Raw genomic sequence first — 26,923 nt, forward strand, 5'->3', positions numbered from 1 at the left:
GTCCTGCACGCTGATCCAGCCTTCGGCGAAACCTGGCAGGCTGCGCACGTCGGCAGCGACGTCCAGAATGATGCCGTCCAGGCTGTAGACGCAAGGTGTGGCGGCAATGCCGGCCTCGGTCAGCAAGCCGAGATAGGCATCGCGACTGTGGTGTCGTCGATTGACCCGCAGGATCATCGGCGGATGCGCGTTGTTGGCTGCGCAAATGGCTTCCCACTGCTCAGGCCAGAACGCTTTGAGGGACTTTTGCAGCCAGCGCGGGTGGGCGGTGCGCACCACCGGGTCGTGTTCCAGCTCGGCGAGCAGTGTTTCGCTTTCACGCTGGGCGCGCCGCAGCACGGCGTTGAGCAAGGCCTTGGCCCACGGCTTTTTCAGCTTGTCGGCACAGCCGACGGTTTCGCCGATAGCGGCGTGGGCCGGCACGCGGGTGTAGAGCAACTGGTACAAACCTACCAGCAGCAGCGCCTCGACATCGGCGTCCGCAGCCTTGAAGGGTTTCTGCAGCAACTTCGCCGCCAGCGCCGACAATCGTGGCTGCCAGCGGGCGGTGCCGAAGGCCAGATCCTGAGTGAAGCCGCGATCGCGGTCTTCAACCTTGTCCATCTGCGTGGGCAACGAACTGTTGAGGGAGGCTTTTCCGTTGAGTACAGCCGCCAGGGCCTTGGCGGCAGCCAGACGCGGGTTCATTGAGCGTCCGCCGCTTGGCCGGGAGCTGTTTGCCCGAGAACCGTGCCCACAGCGAATTTTTCACGACGGCTGTTGAACAGATCGCTGAAATTCAACGCCTTGCCACCCGGCAGTTGCACGCGCGTCAGGCACAGCGCTTGCTCACCGCAAGCGACGATCAGGCCGTCCTTGCTGGCGCTGAGGATTTCACCTGGCGTGCCTTGCCCTTCAGCGAGGCTCGCGGCCAGCACTTTCAGTGCTTCGTCGTTAAGTGTGCTGTGGGTGACCGGCCAGGGATTGAAGGCACGGACCAGACGCTCCAGCTCAACGGCCGGGCGACTCCAGTCGATGCGCGCTTCGTCCTTGTTCAATTTATGCGCGTAGGTGGCGAGGCTGTCGTTCTGCCCTTCGCCTGTCAGCGTCCCGGCGGCGAGGCCGGCGATGGCTTCAAGCACTGCCGGCGGACCGATCTCGGCCAAACGGTCATGCAAACTGCCGCCGGTGTCTTCAGCGCTGATGGGCGTTGTCGCTTTGAGCAGCATCGGCCCGGTGTCGAGACCCAGTTCCATGCGCATTACGGTGACACCACTTTCAGCGTCCCCCGCTTCGACGGCACGCTGGATCGGCGCCGCACCGCGCCAACGCGGCAACAACGACGCGTGACTGTTGATGCAACCCAGGCGCGGAATGTCCAGCACCACTTGCGGCAGGATCAGACCGTAGGCGACCACCACGAGCAAATCCGCTTTCAACGCGGCCAGCTCCGCTTGCGCATCTTCATTGCGCAGCGTCGGCGGTTGCATGACCGGAAGGTTGTTTTCCAGAGCAAGTTGCTTGACCGGGCTTGGCATCAGCTTTTGCCCACGGCCCGCCGGACGGTCCGGCTGGGTGTAGACCGCGACGATCTCGTAAGGGCTGGCGAGCAGGGCCTTGAGGTGTTCGGCGGCGAACTCCGGGGTGCCGGCGAAAACGATGCGCAGTGGCTCAGTCATGGAAACTCTCTATTACAAAGCAGTCGCAAAAGAAAAAGGCTTGCCGCAGCAAGCCTTTGCAAAGGAGGGCATCAAGCGTTCTGGCGGTGGAGCTTTTCCAGTTTTTTCTTGATTCGATCGCGCTTGAGATTGGACAGGTAATCGACGAACAATTTGCCGTTAAGGTGATCGCATTCGTGCTGGATGCACACGGCGAGCAGGCCTTCGGCGATCAGTTCATAGGGCTGGCCGTCGCGGTTCAGTGCCTTGATCCTCACCTTCTGCGGTCGGTCGACGTTTTCGTAAAAACCCGGCACCGAGAGGCAGCCTTCCTGGTATTGCTCCATCTCGTCGGTCAGCGTTTCGAACTCGGGGTTGATGAACACCCGGGGCTCGCTGCGATCTTCGGAGAGGTCCATCACGACGATACGTTTGTGCACGTTGACCTGGGTCGCGGCGAGGCCGATGCCTGGCGCTTCATACATTGTTTCAAACATATCATCGACCAACTGACGCACTTCGTCGTCCACTACGGCCACAGGTTTGGCGATAGTGCGCAGACGCGAGTCGGGAAATTCGAGGATGTCTAAAATGGCCATAAGCGTATTTGCTGCACGTGTGAGGTAAAATCGGGTCGATGGCCTGGCGGGTCCGAAGATGCCGGCTACCGTTGTGAAACGAATCTCCCCCTTCCTTTCGTGAAGCCTTTTCAGCAAAGTCTTCCCTGAAAAAAGCCAGGAGCGAGCCACGAAGGCTCCGGCGTTTCACGCGAACGCACATAATAAAGGGATTCACCGCATGAGGAAATCACTACTCGCCCTGCTCCTTCTGGCTTCGGCCGGTTTTGCGCATGGGCAAGTGCAGCTCAGGGAAGGTTTTCCACAGCAATACACGGTGGTTACCGGGGACACACTCTGGGACATTTCGGGAAAATTCCTCCGTGAGCCATGGAAGTGGCCGGAGCTGTGGCAGGTCAATCCGCAGATCGACAACCCCAACCTGATCTACCCCGGCGACTTGCTGACGCTGGTCTACGTCAACGGTCAGCCGCGTCTGACGCTGGGTCGCGGCGCCTCCAGAGGTACGATCAAGCTATCGCCGAAGGTACGCAGCTCGCCGGTGGCCGATGCCATCCCGAGCATCCCGCTCAAGTCGATCAACAGCTTCCTGCTCAGCAACCGCATCGTCGACAAGGTTGAAGATTTTGACCAGGCGCCATACATCGTCGCGGGCGATGCCGAGCGTGTGCTCAGCGGTACCGGTGATCGAATTTTTGCGCGTGGACAGTTTGATCCAGCTCAACCGGTCTATGGCATCTTCCGCCAGGGCAAGGTTTATACCGATCCCGAAACCAAAGAATTCCTAGGCATCAACGCTGACGACATCGGGGGCGGTGAAATCGTCGCTACCGAAGGTGACGTCGCAACGTTGGCGCTGCAGCGCACCACACAGGAAGTAAGGCTGGGCGACCGCTTGTTCAGCAGTGAAGAACGCTCGATCAATTCGACCTTCATGCCCAGCGCGCCTACGGCAGATATTGATGGCCTGATCATCGATGTGCCACGCGGGGTAACGCAGATCGGGGCGCTGGACGTGGTCACGCTGAACAAGGGGCAGCGCGACGGGCTCGCCGAGGGTAACGTGCTGGTGGTGATGAAAACCGGCGAAACCGTGCGAGACCGCATCACCGGTCAGCCAGTGAAAATTCCCGATGAACGCGCTGGCCTGCTGATGGTTTTTCGCACCTACGACAAGCTCAGTTACGGTCTGGTATTGAACGCCTCACGCTCGTTGGCGGTGCTGGACAAGGTGCGGAATCCTTAGCCAGCTTCGCAAGTTACCAACAGAGTTATCCACAGCTTGTTCCCGTTTGAACGGGGCTTTAATGATCAAGGATGATCCATGTCGCTGTCTGTTTTTGCACCGGTCTCCCCTGCGGAGCTGGAAGCCCGTTTACGTCTGCATCGTTTGCCGGAACTCGGGCCTGCGCGTTTCAAGAAACTGCTGGAAGCCTTCGGATCGGCGTCCAGCGCCATCACTGCACCTGCCAGCGCCTGGCGTGCTTTGGGCTTGCCACTGGCGTGTTCAGAGGCCAGGCGATCGAGTGAAGTGCGCGACGGCGCCGGTCACGCGCTGGCCTGGCTAGAGCGTCCGGGCCAGCATTTGCTGATGTGGGACCAGCCTGACTACCCTGCACTCCTCGCTGAAATAAGCGACGCACCGCCGCTGTTATTCGTCGCCGGCGATCCCGGTATTCTGGAAAAACCACAACTGGCGATGGTCGGCAGTCGCAGTGCATCACGTCCTGGTGTGGACACGGCGGCCGCTTTTTCGCGCAGCTTGGCCAGCGCCGGATTTGTCATCACCAGCGGCCTCGCGCTCGGGATCGATGCCGCCGCGCACCAGGCTGCTCTGGACGTTGGCGGGCAAACGGTAGGGGTACTTGGCACGGGACTTGAAAAGTTTTATCCACAGCGCAATCGGCGCCTGGCCGACGCGATGATTGCGTCAGGTAGCGCGGTGCTTTCCGAGTTCCCGCTGGACGCCGGGCCGAGCGCAAGCAACTTCCCCCGGCGCAACCGGATCATCAGCGGTTTGTCCCTGGGTGTGCTGGTGGTCGAGGCCAGTGTAGCCAGCGGTTCGTTGATCACGGCGAGGCTGGCTGCGGAACAGGGTCGTGAGGTGTACGCGATTCCAGGATCGATTCATCATCCCGGTGCGCGCGGTTGTCACCAGTTGATTCGCGACGGTGCGGTGCTGGTCGAAACCATCGAGCACATCCTCGAAGCCCTGCGTGGCTGGCAGCAGTTGCCGCTGTGTCTTGAAGCTCCAGCGGTGAGCCATCCTTTGCTTGAGCTTTTGCATGCCGCACCCCATACCAGCCAGGCGTTGGCAGACAGCAGCGGTTGGTCATTGCCAAAAGTGCTGGCGGCGTTGACCGAGCTAGAGATGGAGGGTCGTGCGGTCTGTGAAAACGGGCGCTGGTTTGCACGGGTGAGCTAGGTTTTACGAGGAAGATCGGTAAACTGCGCAGAGCCTAATTCCGGAGAGTTTTTCATGGTCAACAGTTGGCGTGTGCAACAAGCCGCGCAAGCCATTCGCGCAGGGGCGGTGATTGCCTACCCAACCGAAGCGGTCTGGGGCCTGGGTTGCGACCCGTGGGATGAAGAAGCGGTAGAACGCCTGTTGCTGATCAAGGGCCGGGCTGTGGATAAGGGCCTGATTCTGGTGGCCGACAATATTCGTCAGTTCGACTTCCTGTTCGACGACTTCCCTGAGTTGTGGATGGACCGCATGGCCAGCACCTGGCCCGGGCCGAATACCTGGCTGGTCCCGCATCAGAATATGCTGCCGCAGTGGATCACCGGGGTGCATGAAACAGTGGCGCTACGGGTTAGTGATCATCCGTTGGTGCGGGATTTGTGCGCGGTGGTCGGGCCTTTGGTGTCGACCTCGGCAAATCCACAAGGCCGGCCGGCGGCGCGCACGCGTATTCGTGTGGAGCAATATTTCCGTGGGCAGATCGATCTGGTGCTGGGCGGGAATCTGGGCGGGCGCAAGAACCCGAGCGTGATCCGCGATCTGGCGACAGGGAACGTTATTCGCCCGGATTGAGACCGAGGTGGCCCCATTCGCGGGCAAGCCCGCTCCCACAGTGGATTTTCAGTGAGCACAGATTCCGTGTTCAACAATAATCGAGGGTGGGAGCGGGCTTGCTCGCGATGAGGCCCTGGTAGCAATCCTACGTCTCAAGGTAACAAAATGGTCGAGCCCGTCGTGCGCCGCGCCGACAACTCGGTCTGTGCCTTCGCCGCTTCAGCCAGTGGGTATTGCTGGCTGATGTCCACCTTCAGCTTGCCACTGCTGATCATCTCGAACAGCTCATCGGCCATGCGCTGCAGATTCTCGGCATTGTTGGCGTAGGTCGCCAGCGTCGGCCGAGTGACATACAGCGAACCTTTCGCTGCCAGAATCCCCAGATTCACGCCATCAACGGCGCCTGACGCATTGCCGAAACTCACCAGCAAACCGCGCGGCGCAACACTGTCGAGCGACGTCAGCCAAGTGTCTTTGCCAACACCGTCGTACACCACGGGGACTTTTTTCCCGTCAGTCAGTTCCAGCACGCGTTGTGCAACGTTTTCGTGGCTGTAGTCAATGGTCGCCCAGGCGCCATTGGCTTTTGCCAGTGCTGCTTTTTCCGCCGAGCTGACCGTACCGATCAGGTTTACCCCCAAGGCTTTGGCCCATTGGCACGCCAGCGAACCGACACCCCCAGCGGCGGCGTGGAACAGTATGGTTTCGCCACCCTTGAGTTCATAAGTCTGACGCAGCAGGTACTGCACGGTCAGGCCCTTGAGCATCACCCCGGCGGCCTGCTCGAAACTGATCGCGTCTGGCAGGTGCACCAGATTGGCTTCAGGCAGAACGTGAACATCGCTGTATGCGCCCAACGGACCACTGCCATAGGCGACGCGATCACCGGCCTTGAAGCGGGTAACTTCGCTGCCCACCGCTTCCACTACGCCCGCGCCTTCAGAGCCCAGTCCCGATGGCAGCGCCGGCGGCGGATAGAGGCCGCTGCGGTAATACGTGTCGATGAAGTTCAGGCCGACGGCCTTGTTACTCACGCGCACCTGTTGCGGGCCGGGCTCGGCGGGTTGGTAATCGACATACTCGAGCACTTCGGGGCCGCCATGTGCGCGGAACTGGATACGCTTTGCCATCAACACTCTCCCTGGGTCGTTTTTTGCGAAGTGCTCTATCGGACTCCTAAGCTTGATCTTCGTCAACTGCGGTGACACAGGCTGCAGTGTTATCCTCTGCAGCAATTGGCCGCCGGCAGCAGTGTCGCGCAGCTTTGCCCGATTCAAGGTGATGACATGACGACCCGCACCGAGGCCGTGAAAGCCTATCTGCTCGACCTGCAAGATCGCATCTGCGCTGCCCTGGAAGCCGAGGACGGCGGGCCGCAGTTCGTTGAAGACGCCTGGACCCGACCAGCCGGTGGTGGCGGTCGGACCCGGGTGCTGGAAAATGGAGCGCTGATTGAAAAGGGCGGCGTCAATTTTTCCCACGTGTTTGGCAGCGGTCTCCCACCGTCCGCCAGCGCCCATCGACCCGAACTGGCCGGGCGCGGCTTTGAAGCGCTGGGCGTTTCGTTGGTGATCCATCCTCACAACCCGCATGTGCCCACTTCCCACGCCAATGTGCGCTTTTTCATCGCCGAGAAAGAGGGCGAAGAACCGGTCTGGTGGTTTGGCGGTGGCTTCGACCTGACGCCTTATTACGGCGTTGAAGAAGATTGCGTGCACTGGCACCGCGTCGCCGAGCAGGCCTGCGCGCCCTTCGGCCCTGATGTGTATTCGCGCTACAAAGCCTGGTGCGACAGCTATTTCCACATCAAGCATCGCCATGAACCGCGCGGCATCGGCGGTCTGTTTTTCGATGACCTGAACGAATGGGACTTCGACACCAGTTTCGCCTTCATGCGCGCCATCGGTGACGCTTTCATCGACGCTTATCTGCCGATCGTGCAGCGCCGCAAGAACGATGCGTTCACTGCCAAACAGCGCGAATTTCAAGAGTTTCGTCGCGGCCGTTATGTCGAATTCAACCTGGTTTATGACCGCGGTACGCTGTTCGGCTTGCAGTCGGGTGGTCGTACCGAGTCGATCCTGATGTCACTGCCGCCGCAGGTTCGCTGGGGTTACGACTGGAAAGCCGAGCCCGGCAGCGAAGAAGCGCGTCTGACCGAGTATTTCCTGCAAGACCGCGACTGGTTGGCCGAAGCCTGAACGAGGAATACCGATGGACCGTTACGTTGTTTTCGGCAACCCGATTGGCCACAGCAAGTCGCCTTTGATTCACCGTTTGTTCGCCGCGCAAACCGGGGAGAAACTGGACTACACCACTTTGTTGGCGCCTCTCGATGGTTTTTCCGACTTCGCCCTGGCATTTTTCCGTGAAGGCCGTGGCGCGAACGTCACGGTGCCGTTCAAGGAAGAAGCCTTTCGTCTGGCGCATAGCCTGACCGCTCGGGCGCAACGCGCCGGTGCAGTGAACACATTGAGCAAACGTGCTGATGGCTCTTTGCTGGGTGACAACACCGACGGCGCCGGGCTGGTGCGCGACCTCACGGTGAACGCCGGATTCAGCCTGACCGGCAAACGCATTCTGCTGCTGGGTGCCGGTGGCGCAGTGCGTGGTGCGCTGGAGCCTTTACTGGCCGAGCGCCCTGCCTCGGTGATCATCGCTAATCGCACGGTAGAAAAAGCCGAGTTGCTGGCCGAGTTGTTCGCCGACCTTGGGCCGGTGTCGGCCAGTGGTTTCGACTGGTTGCAGGAGCCGGTCGACCTGATCATCAACGCTACCTCTGCCAGCCTGACCGGTGAGGTGCCGCCGATAGCCAGCAGCCTGATCCAGGCGGGTGAGACGGTGTGCTATGACATGATGTACGGCAAGGAGCTGACCTCGTTCTGCCGATGGGCTACGCAGCATGGCGCTGCCGTGGCAATGGATGGCTTGGGTATGCTCGCTGAACAAGCTGCAGAAGCCTTCTTCCTGTGGCGCGGCGTGCGACCGGACACCGCGCCGGTGCTGGCTGAACTGCGCCGCCAACTCGCTGCATAAAGTCTGCAAAAGCCGGCATGCAGGCGATAAAAAAGCCGCGGTGATTCAGGCATACCGCGGTGAAGCGGATCGCCAGCAAGCCGGCTCCTGCAGTCGCTCATCAATCTTCAAACCGGATCGGGCATTTCTCCGCGCCTTCGAGTTTTCTCAACTCCTCGATCACCGGCGGCCGCGCCCCGCGCAATGTCAGACTACGCTTTTGTTTGAGCAACCGCCGTGCTTCCTGATGCAGCATTTCCACACCCGAATAATCGATAAAGTTGATCTGCTGCGCCTCGATCACCACACGTTCGGCGTGCATCCGTTGCAGGCGCACCTGCAGGTAGTGGCTGGCGCCGAAGAAGATTGAACCGCCGACGCGCAGAACATCTTCGTCGCCGTTGCGCCAATGCTGAACCCGCGGTTGCGAGGTGCGTTTCAGATAGAAAAACAACGATGCCAGCACACCCGCGTAGATTGCTGTCTGCAATTCCAGCAGCAGCGTGGCAACACAGGTGAGCGCCATGACCACGAACTCGGCGCGACTGACCCGCAACAGCGCGCGGATGCCGCGATGATCAATCAATCCCCAGGCGATCAACAGAATGCTACCCGCCATGGCCGGGATCGGAATGTGCGCGATGAGCTTCGCCCCGAATATCGCAAACAGGGCGACCCACACCGCGGAAAAAACGCCGGCCAGCGGTGAACAGGCGCCCGCTTCGTAGCTCAGCCCCGAACGCGTAAAGGAGCCGGCGGACAACGAACCGGAAAAGAACGCGCCGACAATGTTCGATAAACCCTGGGCGCGGACTTCCTGATTTGCATCGAGCATCTGTTGCGAACGCGCGGACAGCGAGCGGGCAATCGACAGGCTTGTCACCAGCCCGAGCATTCCGACGGCCACGGCACTGGGCAACAGACGCAAGATCAGGTCGAGGTCCAGCGGTAGGGGGCTCAACGGCGGCAGGCGCCCGACAAATGCGCTGACCAGGTGCACATGACCGAACATCGAAGGCCACAGCCACACCAACAGCCCGCTTAGTACCAGAGTTATCAACAAAGTCGGCCAGCGCGGCAGAAGCATTTTCAACGTCATGCCAACCAGCACAGTGGCCACGCCGAGTATCAGCGAAGGCTTGTCTGCTTCACCGAGGTGATGAAAGAGCATCATGAAACTGTCCAGCGCGGTGGCCTGATTCGGCACGTCCAGCCCCAGCAGATTCGGCATTTGTCCGATGGCGATTACCACGGCCGCTCCAAGGGTGAAGCCCAGCACCACCGAATGCGAAACGAAATTCACCAGAGCGCCGAAGCGCAACAGGCCGAGTAGCCATTGAAAAATTCCTGCGAGGAATGTCAGCAGCAGTATCAGGGTGACGTAGTCCTGGGACGCGGGCACGGCCAACGGGCTGATGCTGGCATACAGGACAATCGAAATGGCTGCCGTGGGACCGCAAATCAGATGCCACGAAGAGCCCCAAAGGCAGGCGATCAACACGGGAATAATCGCTGCGTATAGGCCGTATTCCGGTGGGAGGCCGGCAATCAGGGCATAGGCAATGGATTGTGGCAACGCGAGGATTGCGCCGCTGAGGCCGACGATCAGGTCACGACCGACGCTGGCGCGAGTCTGCCGTGGCATCCAACTGAGGAATGGAAACAGTGAATGGCGGCTGGGTAAGGCCATGGGTCCTCTCGGGTTGGATTTACGCGCAAGGGTAACAGGAGCAGATAATTGCAGGAGCGAGCTTGCCCGCGAAAAACCTGATGGCACCATGGAGCACCAGGCTTCCCGCGTTATCGTTAACGTCCATCGCGAGCAGGCTCGCTCCCACAGGAATTACAGGGTGATACTCATGGGGTTCAGAGTTTTGCTTTCACCGCCGCCAGAGCCTCTTTCCCGTCAATGGTCTTCACGCCATCCAGCCACTTGTCCAGCACTGCCGGATTCGCTTTTATCCACGCCTTGGCTGCCTGTGCATTGGTGACTTTCTTGTTTACCACCTCAGCCATGATGCTGTTCTCCATGTCCTGAGTAAAACTCAGGTTGGTGAGCAGCTTGCCGACGTTCGGGCAGGCCTGTGCATAACCATTACGCGTAAGCGTGTGAACGCTGCCGGTGTCGCCGAAATACTTCTCCCCGCCTTTCAGGTAATGCATTTTCAGTTGGACATTCATCGGATGCGGCGTCCAGCCTAAAAAGGTCACGAACTTCTGCTTCTTCACCGCGCGCGAGACTTCAGCCAGCATGGCCTGCTCGCTGGACTCGACCAGTTTCCACTGACCCATGTCGAAGTCATTCTTCTTGATGATCTCCTGCAGCGAGATGTTCGCCGGCGCGCCGGAGCCGATGCCGTAGATCTTCTTGTCGAACTTGTCGGCGAACTTGTTCAAATCGGCAAAGTTATGCACACCCGCGTCCCAGACATAATCCGGCACGGCCAAGGTGAATTCGGTGCCGTCAAGATTCTTCGCCAACTGAGTGACATCGCCTGTGGCGACGAACTTATCGTAGAAGCCCTGCTGCGCCGGCATCCAGTTACCCAGGAAAACATCCACCTGACCGTCCTTGAGCCCGCCAAAGGTAATCGGCACGGCGAGCGTGTCGACTTTGGCCTTGTAGCCCATGCCGTCCAGCAGAAACCCGGTGATGGCGTTAGTCGCGGCAATATCACTCCAGCCAGGGTCCGCCATCTTCACCGTCTCGCAGCCCTGCTCGGCGTACGCCGATGCGCTGCCGAGCGCCAGTAGCCCGACCGTCAGTACCGTGGATAACTTTTGCATGGACTTCCCCTTAACATTATTGGTTTTGGCAGGGTTGTGGGTAACGTGCTTTGCGCTCCAGATCATCCAGGTCGATGTGGTTGCGCATGTATTGCTGACTGGCGTCCACCAGCGGCTGGTGATCCCAGCTCTTCAGCTTGCCGACCGTCAGTGCCTCGGCGACGAAACGCCGGCGGCGCTGGCTGGCGAGCACCTGTTGATGAATCGTCGGAATGTCCCATTTGGCCCGTGCTTCGGCCAGAAACTCTTCGAACAACGGCCGATGCTGCGGCGATTGACTCAGTTCCTCCTGTTCGCGCGGGTCGTTGTGCACATCGAAGAGTAGGCAAGGGTCGTCTTCGCTGTAGACGAATTTGTAGGCGCCACGGCGAATCATCATCAGCGGACTGATGGTGCCTTCGGCCATGTACTCGCCAAACACCTCATCGTGGCCTCCCTGCCCTTGCAGATGCGAGACCAACGAACGGCCATCCAGCGGCAGGCCGGGCTCCAGCGAACCGCCGGCCAATTCGACAAATGTAGGCAACAAGTCTGCCGTTGAAACGGCGGCACTCACTCGTCCTGCCCCGAATTGTCCCGGCGCACTGATCAGCAATGGCACGCGTGCGGCCATCTCGAACCAATGCATTTTGTACCAGAGGCCGCGCTCACCGAGCATGTCGCCGTGATCGCCGGAGAAAACGATGATGGTGTCATCGATCAGGCCGGTGTCTTCGAGCGTTTGCAGAAGTTTGCCAACATTGCTGTCAATATAGCTGCAAGCGCCAAAGTAGGCGCGACGCGCATCGCGGATCTTATCCACAGGTAGCGGTTTGCCCCACAAATCGTAAACCTTGAGCAACCGTTGCGAATGCGGGTCGAGGTCCGCCTGCGCCGGCGTTTCTGGCATCGGGATGTCGGCATCGTCGTACATATCCCAGAAAGGCTTGGGAATGGTGTAAGGATCGTGTGGGTGGGTCATCGACACCGTCAGGCAAAACGGCTGATCGCCGTCTTCACGAATATGGTCGAACAGATATTGCTGGGCCCTGAACACCACTTCTTCATCGAAATCCAGTTGGTTGGTGCGCACGCAAGGGCCGGCCTGCAAAACCGACGACATATTGTGAAACCATGTGGGGCGCACATCGGGCTCGTCCCAATTCACCGACCAACCATAGTCGGCCGGGTAGATATCGCTGGTCAGGCGTTCCTCATAACCGTGCAACTGGTCCGGGCCGCAGAAGTGCATCTTGCCCGACAGCGCGGTTCGGTAACCGAGGCGCCGCAGGTAATGCGCATACGTCGGCACATCGGCGGGAAAGTCGGCCGCGTTGTCGTAGGCGCCTATCTTGCTAGGCAACTGACCGCTGACCAAGGTAAAGCGCGAAGGCGCGCACAAGGGGCTGTTGCAGTAAGCGGCATCGAAGACCACACCTTCGGCGGCGAGACGACTGAGATTGGGCAGTTTGATTGGCGAAGGGCCGTAAAACGGCAACATTGGCGCGGCCATTTGATCGGCCATGATGAAAAGAATATTTTTGCGCTTCATGTGATCGCGGCATTCCATAGTGGATATTTATGCGAGAGTGCTGCGATCGAGCATGGAGTCCATGTACTTTAAGGTAAAGCCCATGTCAGGCAATGACTAGGATAAGCACAGCTTATGTACGACGCGTTGGGAGATTTATCGCTGGATTTGCTTCGCGCTTTTGAGGCTGCGGCGCGTCAGCGGAGCTTTACGGCAGCGGCAGTAGAGCTTGGCACTACGCAACCGGCCCTCAGCCAGCAAATCAAACGGCTGGAGGATCAACTGGGGGCGCGATTGTTCGACCGTATCTATCGAGGGATCGAGCTGACTGAGGCGGGAGCGATTCTTTTCGAGCAAGTCCAGCTCGGGTTGCAGAATATCGACGCCGGGTTATACGCGATCAGCGCACAGCAACAACATGAAGTGCTTCAAGTTGCTACCGATTTTGCCTTCGCCGCGTACTGGCTGATGCCCCGATTGCATCGTTTTCACGCTGCACATCCTCATGTAGACGTCAGCCTGGTCACCAGTGAACGCAGCCATAACATGCTGCGCACCGATATCGACGTAGCCGTGCTATTTGGTGAGGGGCGTTTCAAGCAGGGCGTGAGTCATTGGCTGTTCAGCGAGGAAGTGTTCCCGGTGTGCAGTCCATTGCTGGTGAAAGACCGTCCTCTGCCCTTACCCCCTGAAGCCTTGCTGGATCTGCCGTTGCTCCACTTGCGCGGGGAGAACAGTAGCAACTGGTTCAATTGGAGTGGCGTGTTTCGCGAGCTGGGCATCTCTTCCGCGCCAGCCCTCGGGCAATTGCGTTTTGACAACTACACATTGCTGATTCAGGCCGCAATCGGCGGTCAGGGCGTGGCGATCGGCTGGCGCCACCTTGTGGATAATTTGTTGACCCAAGGTTTGCTGTGTCGCCCCGTTGCACACTCAGTCATCTCCAGATTGGGTTATTACGTGGTACTGCCACAGCGTAAACGTCGTGGAGAGCTGATTCAGGCGTTTCTGGATTGGTTGATGGCTGAACAAGCTGCCAGCGCGCAGTCGTTGAATGGACTGCCGCTGCCCTCCGTTGCAGTTTGAATCCTCAAGTCGAGGCAGCAACAAAATTCACATGTTCACCCACATGCAAGTTGAGGTGCAGTTCGTCGGCGATGCCTACTGCTACGCGGTTCAAGCGCTCCAGAGGTTCTTTCAAACCGGGCTCCAGGCTGCTGCTGACGTGGCTGAAATGCTCAATCGTCAGCCCCGCAACGCCGCGCGGCGCGTTCACCAAGGTCCACTGCAGGCCGCTGCTTTCCAGGGCTTCACGGATTTCTTCGGCGGCGTGACGCTGCAACCGATCCTCGATCTCGGGGTCGTCCAACAGTTCGAAATCCCCTACCACAAACAATCTGGCGATGCCGGCAGCCTGCATGCCATCGATCAGTGCATCCACGGCCAGGACTTGCTCTACCGGGCCGGGAACGACTTTCTCCACATGCTCGCTGTTGAACGGCAGCCCTGGCGCGTCCAGCAGGCAGACCACTGCGGAACAGCCCGCGACGCTTTGCTTGACCCGCTCGGCGTCAAACAGATCCCCGCTCTTGGCGCGTAAGCCGGGACGCGGCGCGAGTGCTGTAAGGTCATCGAGAATTGCGATCACTTCGTGCTGACGTCGCAGCATTTCAGCCATCAGCGCACTGCCCAGGCTACTCATGGCACCATAGAGCACCACTTTCACCACCTGGGTTTCTGCATTTTTCATGGCCGAGGTCCCCTCTTTTTATGCGTATATGGCGTGTGACCTGCGCGCATCGTTGAGGGTTCGAAGATTTGGAGGGTTACCCGATGCAAGCGATCAAGGGCTATCACGCTCACGTTTATTTCGACGCCGGCACCATCGATCAGGCGCGCGCCTTGTGTGAGCAGGCGGAGCAACTATTCCCGCTGAAAATGGGGCGGGTGCATGAACGCCCGGTCGGTCCGCACCCCGACTGGAGCTGCCAATTGGCTTTTGACCCGAAGGTGATCGGCGACGTGCTGCCGTGGCTGGCGCTCAATCGCAAAGGCCTGGTGATATTCCTTCATCCCGACACGGGCAACGATCTGCTCGACCATACCGAGCATGCGATATGGATGGGAGCGGTTCGCCCGCTGAATCTGTCTATTTTTTGATCAACAAACCCTGCCCTGCCCGTCCGACGACCGGTTGTACTTCCGGTCAATGCTTTCACCGGCGAAAGGTCGGTGAAAGCTTGCACGATTAGGATCGCCCTCACTGCCGGCAACAGACCGGTGGCCAATGCCAGGTTTTTCTGACTCGCACGGCCCATTTAACAACAACAATGGTGATCCTGATGTCCTTCGCAACCCGCCGCTTCGCTGTCACTCCGTCCGTACGTTTCGTGCTTCCCGTTCTGCGCTGACCTCACCCGGTTCGCCCATTCCCTAGCCGCGCTACGCCTGGAGTATTCCCATGCTGACTTTCCTTGGCTTCGCCATGGTCATCACGTTCATGTTCCTGATCATGACCAAGCGCCTGTCCGCGCTGATCGCCCTGATCATCATCCCGATTGTGTTTGCGTTGTTCGGTGGTTTTGCGCCGAAGATCGGTCCGATGATGCTCGAAGGCATTACCAAGCTGGCGCCCACCGGCGTAATGCTGATGTTTGCCATTCTCTACTTTGCCTTGATGATCGACTCCGGCCTGTTCGACCCGGCGGTGCGCAAGATCCTCAAACTGGTCAAGGGCGACCCATTGAAAGTGTCGATCGGCACCGCCGTGCTGGCGCTGGTCGTTTCTCTCGACGGTGACGGCGCCACCACCTATATGATTTGCGTTGCTGCCATGCTGCCGCTGTACAGCCGCATCGGCATGAGCCCGCGGATCATGGCCGGCCTGATCATCCTGGCGGGTGGCGTGATGAACATGACGCCGTGGGGCGGCCCGACCGCACGTGCCGCCAGTGCGCTGCACGTGGACCCCTCGGACATTTTCGTGCCGATGGTGCCGGCCATGCTGGCAGGCGTCGTTGCCATTCTGGCGATCGCTTACTTCTACGGCATGCGTGAACGTGCGCGTCTGGGTGAGCTGCACCTGGTGGGCGATGAGATCGATCACAGTGAAATCAGCGTGTCGCAATTCCCGGACGCTCGCCGTCCGAAGCTGATCTGGTTCAACGCCGCCCTGACGCTGGTGTTGATGTGCACGCTGGTGGCCGGTCTGTTGCCGCTGCCGGTGCTGTTCATGGTGGCCTTCAGTATCGCAATGATCGTCAACTACCCGTGCCTGCAAATGCAGAAGGACCGCATCGCCGCCCACTCCGGCAGCGTGCTGGCGGTGGTCGGGTTGATCTTCGCCGCAGGGATTTTCACCGGTATCCTCTCCGGCACCGGTATGGTCGACGCGATGTCGAAAAGCCTGTTGGCAGTGATTCCGGACTTCCTCGGGCCGTATCTGGCGGTGATCACCGCGCTGGTAAGCATGCCGTTTACATTTTTCATGTCGAACGACGCGTTTTATTATGGCGTGTTACCGGTGCTTGCCGAAGCAGCCAGTCATTACGGTATAACCGCGGTGGAAATGGCACGTGCCTCGATCGTCGGTCAACCCGTCCACTTGTTGAGCCCGCTGGTACCATCGACTTATCTGTTGGTGGCGCTGGCCGGGATCGACTTCGGCGATCACCAGCGCTTCACGTTGAAGTGGGCAGTGCTGGTTTGCCTGTGCATACTGGTCGCCGCGTTGCTGATGGGGATTTTTCCGCTGTTCAGCACTCTATAAGCCCAAGACTCCATCATGACGGGTCCAGGCTTTGTGGTTTGAAGTCGGGACCCTTCGTGGTTTAACAATCGCTCAAAGGAATACACATGGAATGGCTGACCAACCCTGAGATCTGGGTTGCCTTCTTGACACTGACCGCCCTGGAAATCGTCTTGGGTATCGATAACATCATCATGATTTCGATCCTGGTCAGCCGCATGCCCAAGCACATGCAGCAGCGCACCCGGATTTTTGGCCTGGCGCTGGCCATGGTCACGCGGATTCTGTTGCTGCTGTCGATCACCTGGGTCATGCGCCTTACCGCCGACCTGTTCGAAATGTTCGGCCAGGGCATTTCCGGGCGAGATCTGATCCTGTTCTTCGGTGGCCTGTTCCTGCTGTGGAAGAGCTCGCAAGAGATGTACCACGCGCTGGAAGGTGAGGATGAGACTCACGACGAGCCGAGCGTCAAGGGTGGCAACTTCCTCTACACCATCATCCAGATCGCGATCATCGACATCGTGTTCTCGCTGGACTCGGTGATTACTGCCGTGGGCATGGTCTCGCATGTACCGGTCATGGTCGCTGCGATTGTTGTCGCGGTACTGGTGATGATGCTCGCAGCCGGCACCATCAGCGCGTTCATCGACAAGCATCCGTCGCTGAAAATGCTGGCGCTGTCTTTCCTGCTGCTGGTGGGCACCGTGTTGATCGCCGAGTCCTTCGAAGTGCATCTGCCAAAAGGCTACGTGTATTTCGCCATGGCGTTCTCGCTGGCGGTCGAAGCAGTCAACATCAAGATGCGCACCGCGATGGCGAAAAAGCGCAAACAGCAGGACCCGGTGAAACTGCGTAAGGACGTTCCCGGGCAGTAACCGGATGTCTGTCGGTTAACGCAAACTGTGGGAGCGAGCCTGCTCGCGATAGGGCCTTCGCATTCAGCTTTGATGCTGACTGCCAGGCCGCTATCGCGAGCAGGCTCGCTCCCACATTGTTTTGTGCGGCTGCACAGAGGCACCTTTTCATGACACTTTTGTTTCAATCACTTCTTTAGCTATGCGATGCTGGCGCGCAGACCGTTAGCCAACTACAGCTTAAATACACCAACGTAGATCGTCGCGCGGCACCGTCAACTTGTCCTTTTGGGACGCTACCACCCCAGGGGGCCCTTATGCTCACCCTGCTCAATCTGTTATCTGCCGTGGCTCTGCTGATCTGGGGCACGCACATCGTCCGAACCGGCATCCTGCGGGTTTACGGTTCCAATCTGCGCCATGTAATTGGCCAGAACATGTCCAAACGCGGATTGGCGTTCCTCGCCGGGATCATCGTGACTGCGATGGTGCAGAGCAGCAACGCGACCGCCATGCTCGTCACCTCCTTCGTCGGCCAAGGTCTGATGGCACTGACGCCAGCGCTCGCGACCATGCTGGGGGCCGACGTGGGTACCGCCCTGATGGCGCGGGTGCTGACCCTTGATCTATCGTGGTTGTCGCCGCTGCTGATCTTCCTCGGGGTGATTTTTTTCCTGTCGCGCAAGCAGACCCGTCTTGGCCAAATGGGCCGCGTGAGTATTGGTCTAGGCCTGATAATCCTCGCGCTGCAGTTGATCGTTGAAGCGGCGGCGCCGATCACTCAGGCCCAAGGCGTGAAAGTGATTTTCGCTTCGCTGACCGGCGACATTCTGCTCGACGCCCTGGTCGGCGCCCTGTTCGCGATGATTTCCTACTCCAGCCTCGCCGCCGTCCTGCTGACCGCAACGCTGGCCGGTGCGGCCGTGATCAGTTTGCCGGTGGCAATCGGCCTGGTGATCGGCGCCAACATCGGCAGCGGCATTCTGGCGTTCATGAGCACCAGTATGCAAAATGCCGCCGGGCGCCAGGTTGCGCTGGGCAGTCTGTTGTACAAACTGATCGGCCTGTTATTGATCATTCCGGTGCTCGACCCGCTGGTGCACTGGATCGACAGCCTGGACTACAGTCCGCAGGAAATGGTCATCGGTTTTCACCTGCTCTATAACACCGCGCGGTGCCTGATACTGCTGCCCAGCGTCGGACCGATGGCCAGGCTGTGCGCCTGGTTGCTGCCGCAGCGGCCAGACACCAATGGCACCGCCAAACCCCGCCATCTCGACCCGACGGCGCTGGTCACCCCAAGCCTGGCGCTGGCCAACGCGGCCCGGGAGACGTTACGCATCGGCGACTTGATCGATAACATGCTCGAAGCCATGCTCGATGTGTTGAGCGGCAAACAGACGGCCGTGACCCAGGAAATGCGCCGTCTGACCGATGATGTCGAATCACTTTACAGCGCGATCAAGCTGTATCTGGCGCAAATGCCCAGGGAAGACCTCAGCGATCACGACAGCCGACGCTGGGCGGAAACTATCGAATTGGCGATCAACCTCAAACTCGCCGGCGACCTGATCGAACGCATGCTGCGCAAGGTGCAGCAGCAAAAAACCTCGCAACGACGGTCGTTTTCCGACGTCGGACTGGAAGAGTTGGCGGGTCTGCACAGCCAATTGATTGCCAACTTGCGGCTGGGCTTGTCGGTATTTCTCAGCGCCGACAAGGAAAGCGCCCGGCAGTTGTTGCGCGAGAAGCGCCGGTTTCGCGCGCAGGAACGCCGTCTCGCCCACGCGCATGTCAGCCGCCTGCAACGCAAGATCGTGCAAAGTATCGAGACCAGTTCGCTGCACCTGGAGCTGATCGCCGACATGAAACGCCTCAACTCACTGTTCTGCAGTAGCGCCTATGTGGTGCTGGAATCATCCGATACAGGGGCGCTGGTTGTGGATGATTTGGCCGACATCACGCATTCACCTTGAACGACTGGCGGCGGGGTCAGTCAGTAACTTTGGTTCCGGTTCAAGATCATCGCCAGCAGGCTGGCTCCCATAGTGGATCCAAGGTGAAACGCACATCAACTGTGGGAGCGAGCCTGCTCGCGATGGCTGCCCGGAAAGCGACACGGATCTCCAATCAGTCGTATGGAAGCTCGTTATGCGTTGCCTGCTGCTCGCCTGTCTGTTACTCGGCTCATTTCCCGCCCTCGCCCTGGATCGTTTTCAGGTCGAGGGCTACACGCTGCCTAACGGTTTGCAACTGCTGCTCAAACCCGGCACGGAACGCGGGCATGTGGCGATACGCCTGGTGGTCGGCGTCGGCATTGATGACTTCGGCTGCGACGAAAAAGAGCTGCCGCATCTGCTTGAACATCTGCTATTCAGCGGCATAGACGCCACAGGCGAAGGCGGTCTTGAGGAACGCATGCAGGCGCTGGGCGGGGAATGGAACGCCTTCACCAGCAACGCCGACACCACCTTCGTGATAGAGGCGCCGGCAAAAAACCAGCGCAAAGTCCTCGACCTTCTACTCGCCCTGCTGACTCAGACACGCTTCGATGACAACGCCGTCAACGCCGCCAAGCAAGTGGTCGAGCGTGAGGACGGTGGTCACTACACGCACCTGCAACGGTGGCTCGATCGCCAGGACCTTGGGCACACGGCGAGCAATCAACTGGCAATTGAGCTTGGACTGAAATGCCCCGAGCGCGCGGAAGTTGATCACCTGACCCGCGAGCAACTGGAAAAGGTGCGCGCAGCCTGGTATGCACCCAACAACATGACCCTGATTATTGTCGGAGATTTGGAGCGTCTGCTGCCGGCTTATCTGGAACGGGCCTGGGGTGCACTTGAACCGGTAGATCCGACTGATCATCCGCCGCTGTCGGAGATCAATGCCGGTGCAGCGCACGAGCGCACGTTAAGCCGTGGCCTGGTCGGCAGCGGAGCCAAGCTGCATTGGCTGGTGCCGGAACCGGTATTGGAGAATCAGCACGATCAAACCTTCGATTTGCTCAAGGATTATCTGGATTGGGCGCTCTATCGACAGCTGCGTCTGGCCCATGGTTTGTCCTACGGACCGTCGGCTGAGCGCGAAGTATTCGGCGGGGTGGGCTTCTTGAGCCTGAACGCTGACCTGGAGCGCGATGATGTGCCCCAGGCCGAGCAGGTGCTGGAGCAATTGAAGGCCGGGTTGCTCAAGGACGGTTTGAATGCCGAAACGTTCGACCGCCTTAAGCAGGCTGCCATCGCCCGTCAGGCCTGGGCGGTTCAAGGCAACAGCGCGCTGGCCGATTACTATTGGAGCGCTTTGGGAAATTATCAGGACGGTCGTTTCGCCGATCCCGCCAGAGAGCTCAAAGGCGTGACGCTGGCCGAGGCCAACAAGGCCATGCGCGAACTGCTTATGCAGCCTGGTTATCTGCGAGTCGAGAGGCCGCTGATGAGTGATGATCAGCTTGTCTGGGCGGTTGCAGGCAGCCTGGCGCTGATCGTGCTGGTGTTGTTGGGTTGGCGGGTGCATCGACGAGCGCGGCCATCCCTGTAGCAGCTGCCGAAGGCTGCGACCGAGGGCGAAGCTGTCGTAAACCCGGACACCTCGTTACGTCAGGCAGATTATAGGGGGCTGGTTGGCGAGGACTTTGTCCTCGGACGCAGCCTTCGGCAGCTGCTACATAAACGCGATTCTCGCCACTGCGCCCCATCGGGCGGTACTCTGGCGAGGATTTTCCCTACGACTATTTGTGAATCGCCGAATGCAGACAATGAACGTGTACCTACAGCGCATTCTGGAGTTGATGAAGCGCTACCCAGGCGTCATTGCGCTCGGCGGATTCATTTCCGGGGTCGGCAGTTTCATGCTGGTCGACCGCCAACAAGGACTGGCGTCCTGGATCGCCGTCATCATGCTGATCAGCTGGATCTGGCTGATGCTGGAAAACAGCCTGACCCGGCTGTTCGCAAAAATTTTCAAAAGGGAAATTCCTCAGCCATTACTGCGTTACGGCACGCAGATGATTCACCAGGAAAGCCTGTTTTTCGTCCTGCCATTCTTCTTCATCACCACCACTTGGAACAGCGGACAGTTGTTCTTCACCGGCATCCTCTGCCTTGCGGCACTGATTTCCATCATCGATCCGATCTACTATAAATGGCTCGCACCGAGGCGTTGGGCGTTTCTGGCGTTGCACACCCTGACCCTGTTTGCTGCCCTGCTCACTGCGCTGCCGGTCATCCTGCACCTGACTACTTCACAGAGTTTCAAACTGGCATTAGGCATCTCCGTGCTGCTGTCATTTCCCAGCCTTGCGTCGATCTTTCCGATTCGCACGCTGCGTAATGCCCTGGCGATTCTGTGCATCACGGTAGGCATTGGCGGCGTCGGTTGGGTCTTGCGTTCGTGGGTGCCGCCGGCGACTTTGTGGATGACCGACGTGGCGATCAGCACCCAAATGCAGGACCGCACGCCCGGCAAAAGTCTGGACGAGGTCAGCGCCGAACAGATTCGCGGCGACGGCCTGTACGCCTATACGGCGATCAACGCCCCGCGTGGCCTCGATGAGCGGATCTACCACGTCTGGCAATTCAACGGCAAAGAGGTCGACCGCATTCCGCTGGATATCCACGGCGGGCGCAAAGAGGGCTACCGCGCCTGGACCCATAAGCGCAATTTCCCCGGCAACCCGGCGGGCAAGTGGCAAGTGCGGGTGCTGACTGAGGATGGCCAACTGATCGGCGTGCTGCGCTTTCAGATCAAGGACAGCACACCGGTCAAAGAAAAGTCGGACGGTTCGTGATATTACCTAACCCTGCGCAACAGCCACGCAAGCACGGATTTTATGATCAGCACCCCATTGGCCGGCGATGCCCGACTGGAGACCACGCACACACCCGCGCAATTGCGTATTACGGGTGACTGGACGCTCGTCCATTACGCCGATCTGAAAAGCCTGAGCGAAAAGCTCCGCGGCCAATACAGCGACACCACCCCCATCGACCTCAATGGGCTCGGCGCGCTCGATACCGCCGGCGCATCGCTGCTGGTGGAGTTGCTCGGCTCCGAACGCCTCGGCAAATCCGCCGAGCATCCGGATTGCACCTTGTCGGCCGCCGATCGTGCCCTGCTGCAGACCGTGTATTGCTCGATGACTGACTTTTGCGTACCGATCAAAGAGCCGGAAATAAATGTCGGCATCCAACTGTTGACGCGTATTGGCCGCGCAGTCGATGCAGTATGGCTAGACACCCTGCAACTGCTGGGTTTCGTTGGCCTGATCATGGAAACCATCGCCCGCGGCTTGTTTCGTCCAAAGCGCTGGCGCCTGACGCCCATGGTCGCGCACATTGAGCAGACCGGCCTCGACGCCGCACCCATCGTCGCCCTCCTCACTTTTCTGGTGGGTGCTGTGGTGGCGTTTCTCGGTGCGACGGTGCTGGCCGGTTTCGGTGCGACGATTTTCACCGTGGACCTGGTAGCGTTTTCCTTCCTGCGCGAGTTCGCCGTGCTGCTCACCGCCATCCTCATGGCCGGGCGTACTGCCAGTGCGTTCACCGCGCAGATTGGCTCGATGAAAGCCAATGAAGAAATCGACGCCATCCGCACCCTCGGCCTCGATCCGATGGAGCTGCTGGTAGTGCCGCGTGTGTTGGCGTTGCTGGTGGCGCTGCCGATGCTGACCTTTCTGGCGATGCTCTCGGGGATCATTGGCGGTGGCGTGGTGTGCGCGGTGTCGCTGGATATCTCGCCGGCGATGTTCCTCTCGCTGCTGCAATCGGACATCGGCGTTCAGCATTTTCTGGTGGGCATGGTCAAAGCACCGATTTTTGCTTTTCTGATCGCCGCGATCGGTTGCCTGGAAGGCTTTAAAGTCAGCGGCAGCGCCGAGTCTGTTGGCGCACACACCACGTCGAGTGTGGTGCAGTCTATTTTTGTGGTGATCATCCTGGACGCCATTGCCGCGCTGTTTTTCATGGAGATGGGCTGGTGAGTCGTCAATCCCGGGCGCCCTGCGAGGCGGTGATCGAAGTGCGTGGGCTGTGCAACCGTTTCGGCAGCCAGAGCGTGCACGAGAACCTTGACCTGGACTTGTACAAAGGCGAGATCCTTGCGGTGGTTGGCGGCTCCGGCAGCGGCAAATCGGTATTGCTGCGCAGCATCGTCGGCTTGCGCCAGCCGAGCGAAGGCGTGGTCAGGGTCTTGGGCAAAAACCTGCCGACGCTCTCCGAGCACGAACGCTCACTGGTCGAACGGCGTTTTGGCGTGCTGTTCCAGAAAGGCGCGCTGTTCTCTTCGCTGACGGTCACCGAGAACGTCGCCCTGCCCTTGATCGAACACGCAGGCCTCAGCCGCGAGGATGCCGAGCATCTGGCGGCGGTGAAACTGGCCCTGGCGGGGCTGCCGCTGTCGGCGGCCGATAAATACCCAGCATCGTTATCCGGCGGCATGATCAAGCGCGCTGCGCTGGCCCGGGCCTTGGCACTCGATCCGGATATCCTGTTTCTTGATGAACCTACCGCTGGCCTCGATCCGATTGGCGCGGCGGCGTTCGATCAACTGATCCTGACCCTGCGCGATGCGTTGGGCCTGAGCGTGTTTCTGGTTACTCACGACCTCGACACGCTGTACACCATCACCGACCGTGTGGCGGTGCTGGCGCAGAAAAAAGTGCTGGTGGCGGACGCCATCGATGTGGTCTCGGAAACCGACGATCAATGGATTCACGAATACTTCCATGGCCCTCGCGGCCGCGCGGCGCTTACGGCCGCCCAACAGCTCAACGAGGTCTGACATGGAAACCCGAGCCCATCATGTTCTGATTGGTCTGTTCACCGTGTTCGTGGTGGCCGGCGCCCTGCTCTTCGGTTTATGGCTGGCCAAGTCCAGCGTCGACACCCAGTTCAAGGATTACGAAGTCGTCTTCAACGAAGCGGTCAGCGGTCTGTCCCAGGGCAGCGCGGTGCAGTACAGCGGGATCAAGGTGGGCGATGTGGTGACCTTGCGCCTGGACCCGAAAGACCCGCGTCGGGTGCTGGCGCGAATCCGCCTTGGCGGCGACACGCCGATCAAGCAGGACACCCAGGCGAAACTGGCACTCACCGGCATCACCGGCACCTCGATTATCCAGCTCAGCGGTGGCACGCCGCAGAGCCCGGCACTGGAAGCCAAGGACGGCAACTTGCCGACCATCATTGCGTCGCCCTCGCCCATCGCCCGATTGCTCAATGAGAGCAATGATTTGATAGGGGGCGTGAGCAGCTTGATGAACAACGCCAACCTGATGTTCTCCGAGCAAAATATCGAGCGCATCAGCAGGACCCTCGAGCACCTGGAACAAACCACCGGGACCATCGCCGATCAACGCGGCGACATCCGCCAGGCCATGCAGCAACTGGGCGCCGTCGGCAAACAGGCGTCAGCCACGCTCGAGCAGACGGCGGCGTTGATGCGTAACGCCAACGGTTTGCTCAATGATCAAGGCAAGCAAATGTTCGGCAGTGCCGAGCAGGCGATGAAATCGCTGGAGCACAGCAGCGCGACGATCAATACACTGCTGACGACCAACAAGGATTCACTCAACAGCGGCATGCAGGGCCTCAACGGGCTGGGCCCGGCCATTCGCGAGCTGCGCGAGACGCTGGCATCGTTGCGGGCGATTTCCCAGCGACTGGAAGCCAACCCCGGCGGATATCTGCTGGGCAATGACAAGAACAAGGAATTCACGCCATGAACCTGCGCCTCGCTGCCCTCCTCGCTGCTGTTGCGCTGAGCGGTGCCTGCTCAATCCTGCCCGAGTCGACGCCATCGGATGTGTATCGCTTGCCGTCGGCGCAGAGCGCTGCGGTGAGCAACGGCATGGCACAGCGCTGGTCGTTGCGTTTGAACAAACTGCAGGCCAGCGAGGTGCTCAACAGCCCGAAAATAGCAGTGATTCCGCAGGGTGATCTGATCAGCAGCTACGCCGCCTCGCGCTGGAGCGATCCGGCACCGGTGCTGCTGCGCAATCGTCTGCTCGATGGGTTTCAGCGTGATGGTCGGGTGTCATTGTTGAGCACTGACGACAGCAATTTCCAGGCGGATCTGGAGTTGGGCGGTAATTTGCAGGCGTTCCAGACCGAATATCAGGGCAGCACGGCGGTTGTCGTGGTGCGCCTTGACGCTTTGCTGGTGCGCAGTTACGACCAGCGCATTCTGGCCAGTCGCCGCTTTGAAGTGAGACAGCAGCTGGGCGATGTAAAAGTGCCTGCGGTAGTCGTCGGATTTGGTCAGGCCAGCGACCGCTTGACCGCGCAAGTGGTGAGCTGGGCTGTAGAGCAAGGCCAGAAGATCGCCCCGCCCGTCAGGAACGCCGCAGAGCCCCTGTAGCAGCTGGCGAAGCCTGCGTACGCAAACCATACCGTACAGATTCCGGATAACGGCTGACGGCTGACGGCTGCTTCGCCGCCGTACGCAGGCTTCGCCAGCTGCTACGAGGTTTTCGGTCAACCAAAGAACCAGTAGCAAACGCCGATAGCCCCAATCACCCCGGCCAGTTCCGCCAGCAACGCACACCCCACGGCATGCCGCGCCCGCTGAATGCCCACCGCGCCGAAATACACCGCCAGCACATAGAAGGTCGTTTCGGTACTGCCCTGCACCGTCGCCGCCACCAGTGCCGGGAAGCTGTCCACGCCGGAAGTCTGCATGGTTTCGATCAGCATCGCCCGGGCAGCGCTGCCGGAGAACGGTTTGACCATGGCCGTCGGTAGCGCGTCGACGAAACGGGTGTCCCAACCGGCCCATTCCACCAGATGCCGAATCCCGTCGAGGCCGAAGTCCAGAGCGCCGGATGCGCGCAGCACGCCAACCGCACAGAGCATCGCCACCAGGTACGGCAGCAGATTTTTCGCCACATCGAAGCCTTCTTTCGCGCCTTCGACGAACGCTTCATAGACTTTCACTTTGCGTAACGCGCCGACGATCAAAAACATCATGATCAGGCCGAACAGGGTCAGGTTGCCGAGGATCGATGACAAGCCCGCCAGCGCGGTTGCCGAGAGCGTCGCCAGCAAGGCCATGAACGCGCCGAGTGCGAGGGCTCCGGGTATCAGGTACGCAAGCACCACAGGGTCCCACAGGCGCAGGCGTTGCATGAACGCCACCGAGAGCAACCCGACCAGCGTCGAGCAACTGGTGGCGAGCAGGATCGGCAGGAACACCAGCGTCGGGTCCGGCGCGCCTTGCTGGGCGCGGTACATGAAGATCGTCACCGGCAACAGCGTCAGCGACGACGCGTTGAGCACCAGAAACAAAATCTGCGCGTTGCTGGCGATCGTGGCGCTGGGGTTGAGTTCCTGCAGCGCTTTCATGGCCTTCAGGCCGATCGGCGTGGCGGCGTTGTCCAGGCCCAAGCCGTTGGCGGCGAAGTTGAGCGTGATCAGGCCGATGGCCGGGTGACCGGCCGGGACTTCGGGCATCAGCCGCAAGAACAGCGGCCCCAGCGCCTTGGCCAGCCATTCGACAATCCCGGCCTTTTCGGCAATGCGCAGGAAGCCCAGCCACAGCGTCAAGGTGCCGAACAGCAGGATCATGACCTCGACCGACAGCTTGGCCATGGCGAAGATGCTTTCCACCATCGCCGCGAAGATCCCGGCATTGCCGCCAATCAGCCACTGCGCCAGCGCCGACACGGCTGCCACGATGAAGAAGCCAAGCCACAGGCCATTGAGCATCAGTTGAATCCCCCGAAGAATGCGGCGAATGATAACGGGGTCGCCACAAACGACAAACCCCGGATTTCTCCGGG

Annotated in this window: 25 protein-coding genes; 16 read left to right on the forward strand and 9 right to left on the reverse strand. The window is 59.8% G+C overall.

Annotation, left to right across the window (positions count from 1 at the left end):
* The 3 genes from F8N12_RS14770 to def form a co-directional block, all read right to left on the reverse strand.
* On the reverse strand, nucleotides 1-687 hold a 687-nt coding region (locus F8N12_RS14770; RefSeq protein ID WP_318189650.1), incomplete at its 3' end, for a transcription antitermination factor NusB.
* Nucleotides 684-1,658, reverse strand: coding sequence for a methionyl-tRNA formyltransferase (gene fmt, locus F8N12_RS14775; RefSeq protein ID WP_150581089.1), 975 nt, complete (start codon nucleotides 1,656-1,658; stop codon nucleotides 684-686). The genes F8N12_RS14770 and fmt, both read right to left, overlap by 4 nt.
* A gap of 71 nt (nucleotides 1,659-1,729) precedes the next feature.
* Nucleotides 1,730-2,236: a peptide deformylase gene (gene def, locus F8N12_RS14780; RefSeq protein WP_150581090.1), complete on the reverse strand. Its 507-nt coding sequence runs from the start codon at nucleotides 2,234-2,236 to the stop codon at nucleotides 1,730-1,732.
* Between the two features lie 199 nt (nucleotides 2,237-2,435).
* Here def and F8N12_RS14785 point away from each other — a divergent pair, with 199 nt between their 5' ends.
* From F8N12_RS14785 to F8N12_RS14795, 3 genes are all read left to right on the forward strand, one after another.
* The gene (locus tag F8N12_RS14785; protein ID WP_150581091.1) at nucleotides 2,436-3,461 is read left to right on the forward strand and encodes a LysM peptidoglycan-binding domain-containing protein; all 1,026 of its coding nucleotides are present in this window, start codon (nucleotides 2,436-2,438) and stop codon (nucleotides 3,459-3,461) included.
* Between the two features lie 78 nt (nucleotides 3,462-3,539).
* Nucleotides 3,540-4,640, forward strand: coding sequence for a DNA-processing protein DprA (gene dprA, locus F8N12_RS14790; RefSeq protein WP_150581092.1), 1,101 nt, complete (start codon nucleotides 3,540-3,542; stop codon nucleotides 4,638-4,640).
* 54 nt (nucleotides 4,641-4,694) lie between these two features.
* Nucleotides 4,695-5,252, forward strand: coding sequence for an L-threonylcarbamoyladenylate synthase (locus F8N12_RS14795; RefSeq protein WP_028620349.1), 558 nt, complete (start codon nucleotides 4,695-4,697; stop codon nucleotides 5,250-5,252).
* A gap of 134 nt (nucleotides 5,253-5,386) precedes the next feature.
* Here the strand turns inward: F8N12_RS14795 and F8N12_RS14800 are convergent, their stop codons facing one another.
* Complete coding sequence (locus tag F8N12_RS14800) at nucleotides 5,387-6,364, reverse strand: NADPH:quinone reductase (RefSeq protein ID WP_150581093.1); 978 nt, start codon at nucleotides 6,362-6,364, stop codon at nucleotides 5,387-5,389.
* A gap of 156 nt (nucleotides 6,365-6,520) precedes the next feature.
* On the opposite strand from F8N12_RS14800, the gene hemF reads away from it, so the two are divergent.
* Complete coding sequence (gene hemF / locus F8N12_RS14805; RefSeq protein ID WP_150581094.1) at nucleotides 6,521-7,435, forward strand: oxygen-dependent coproporphyrinogen oxidase; 915 nt, start codon at nucleotides 6,521-6,523, stop codon at nucleotides 7,433-7,435.
* A gap of 13 nt (nucleotides 7,436-7,448) precedes the next feature.
* The gene (aroE, locus tag F8N12_RS14810; protein WP_150581095.1) at nucleotides 7,449-8,270 is read left to right on the forward strand and encodes a shikimate dehydrogenase; all 822 of its coding nucleotides are present in this window, start codon (nucleotides 7,449-7,451) and stop codon (nucleotides 8,268-8,270) included.
* Between the two features lie 100 nt (nucleotides 8,271-8,370).
* On the opposite strand, the gene F8N12_RS14815 is transcribed toward aroE, so the two are convergent.
* The 3 genes from F8N12_RS14815 to betC all read right to left on the reverse strand — a co-directional run bounded on the left by F8N12_RS14815 (nucleotide 8,371) and on the right by betC (nucleotide 12,567).
* On the reverse strand, nucleotides 8,371-9,939 hold the full coding sequence (locus F8N12_RS14815) for a SulP family inorganic anion transporter (RefSeq protein ID WP_150581096.1): 1,569 nt from the start codon (nucleotides 9,937-9,939) through the stop codon (nucleotides 8,371-8,373).
* 176 nt (nucleotides 9,940-10,115) lie between these two features.
* Nucleotides 10,116-11,036, reverse strand: coding sequence for a choline ABC transporter substrate-binding protein (gene choX, locus F8N12_RS14820; protein WP_150581097.1), 921 nt, complete (start codon nucleotides 11,034-11,036; stop codon nucleotides 10,116-10,118).
* A 16-nt stretch (nucleotides 11,037-11,052) separates the two neighbouring features.
* Nucleotides 11,053-12,567, reverse strand: a complete 1,515-nt coding sequence (betC, locus tag F8N12_RS14825) for a choline-sulfatase (protein WP_150581098.1) — start codon at nucleotides 12,565-12,567, stop codon at nucleotides 11,053-11,055.
* A 114-nt stretch (nucleotides 12,568-12,681) separates the two neighbouring features.
* Here betC and F8N12_RS14830 point away from each other — a divergent pair, with 114 nt between their 5' ends.
* Nucleotides 12,682-13,632 carry a choline sulfate utilization transcriptional regulator gene (locus tag F8N12_RS14830; protein ID WP_150581099.1) on the forward strand — a complete coding sequence of 317 codons (951 nt, stop codon included), beginning with the start codon at nucleotides 12,682-12,684 and terminating at the stop codon, nucleotides 13,630-13,632.
* Between the two features lie 4 nt (nucleotides 13,633-13,636).
* Here F8N12_RS14830 and F8N12_RS14835 read toward each other — a convergent pair whose 3' ends face one another.
* Nucleotides 13,637-14,296 carry an NAD(P)-dependent oxidoreductase gene (locus tag F8N12_RS14835; protein WP_150581100.1) on the reverse strand — a complete coding sequence of 220 codons (660 nt, stop codon included), beginning with the start codon at nucleotides 14,294-14,296 and terminating at the stop codon, nucleotides 13,637-13,639.
* An 83-nt stretch (nucleotides 14,297-14,379) separates the two neighbouring features.
* Here F8N12_RS14835 and F8N12_RS14840 point away from each other — a divergent pair, with 83 nt between their 5' ends.
* From F8N12_RS14840 to F8N12_RS14890, 10 genes are all read left to right on the forward strand, one after another.
* On the forward strand, nucleotides 14,380-14,706 hold the full coding sequence (locus tag F8N12_RS14840; RefSeq protein WP_150581101.1) for a DOPA 4,5-dioxygenase family protein: 327 nt from the start codon (nucleotides 14,380-14,382) through the stop codon (nucleotides 14,704-14,706).
* 301 nt (nucleotides 14,707-15,007) lie between these two features.
* Nucleotides 15,008-16,315 (forward strand): CitMHS family transporter, encoded by a 1,308-nt coding sequence (locus F8N12_RS14845; RefSeq protein WP_028620358.1) that lies wholly within the window; start codon nucleotides 15,008-15,010, stop codon nucleotides 16,313-16,315.
* An 86-nt stretch (nucleotides 16,316-16,401) separates the two neighbouring features.
* The gene (locus F8N12_RS14850) at nucleotides 16,402-17,169 is read left to right on the forward strand and encodes a TerC family protein (RefSeq protein ID WP_150581102.1); all 768 of its coding nucleotides are present in this window, start codon (nucleotides 16,402-16,404) and stop codon (nucleotides 17,167-17,169) included.
* 296 nt (nucleotides 17,170-17,465) lie between these two features.
* A complete protein-coding gene (locus F8N12_RS14860; RefSeq protein ID WP_150581104.1) occupies nucleotides 17,466-19,124 on the forward strand; it encodes a Na/Pi cotransporter family protein in 1,659 nt (552 codons plus the stop codon).
* 175 nt (nucleotides 19,125-19,299) lie between these two features.
* Nucleotides 19,300-20,688 (forward strand): M16 family metallopeptidase, encoded by a 1,389-nt coding sequence (locus tag F8N12_RS14865; protein WP_150581105.1) that lies wholly within the window; start codon nucleotides 19,300-19,302, stop codon nucleotides 20,686-20,688.
* A 208-nt stretch (nucleotides 20,689-20,896) separates the two neighbouring features.
* Nucleotides 20,897-21,937 carry a DUF5924 family protein gene (locus F8N12_RS14870; protein ID WP_150581106.1) on the forward strand — a complete coding sequence of 347 codons (1,041 nt, stop codon included), beginning with the start codon at nucleotides 20,897-20,899 and terminating at the stop codon, nucleotides 21,935-21,937.
* A gap of 42 nt (nucleotides 21,938-21,979) precedes the next feature.
* Nucleotides 21,980-23,128, forward strand: coding sequence for an ABC transporter permease (locus F8N12_RS14875; RefSeq protein WP_150581107.1), 1,149 nt, complete (start codon nucleotides 21,980-21,982; stop codon nucleotides 23,126-23,128).
* Nucleotides 23,125-23,928: an ABC transporter ATP-binding protein gene (locus tag F8N12_RS14880; protein WP_150581108.1), complete on the forward strand. Its 804-nt coding sequence runs from the start codon at nucleotides 23,125-23,127 to the stop codon at nucleotides 23,926-23,928. The genes F8N12_RS14875 and F8N12_RS14880 overlap by 4 nt, the downstream gene beginning before the upstream one ends.
* A gap of 1 nt (nucleotide 23,929) precedes the next feature.
* Nucleotides 23,930-24,868, forward strand: a complete 939-nt coding sequence (locus tag F8N12_RS14885) for an MlaD family protein (protein WP_150581109.1) — start codon at nucleotides 23,930-23,932, stop codon at nucleotides 24,866-24,868.
* Complete coding sequence (locus F8N12_RS14890; RefSeq protein WP_150581110.1) at nucleotides 24,865-25,503, forward strand: ABC-type transport auxiliary lipoprotein family protein; 639 nt, start codon at nucleotides 24,865-24,867, stop codon at nucleotides 25,501-25,503. Before F8N12_RS14885 ends, F8N12_RS14890 begins: the two co-directional genes overlap by 4 nt.
* 116 nt (nucleotides 25,504-25,619) lie before the next feature.
* Here the strand turns inward: F8N12_RS14890 and F8N12_RS14895 are convergent, their stop codons facing one another.
* A complete protein-coding gene (locus F8N12_RS14895) occupies nucleotides 25,620-26,849 on the reverse strand; it encodes a nucleoside recognition domain-containing protein (RefSeq protein WP_150581111.1) in 1,230 nt (409 codons plus the stop codon).
* Between the last annotated feature and the right edge of the window lie 74 nt (nucleotides 26,850-26,923).

Origin of the sequence: Pseudomonas fluorescens, assembly GCF_902497625.1 — a bacterium.
In the GTDB taxonomy this organism is placed as follows: domain Bacteria; phylum Pseudomonadota; class Gammaproteobacteria; order Pseudomonadales; family Pseudomonadaceae; genus Aquipseudomonas; species Aquipseudomonas fluorescens_BQ.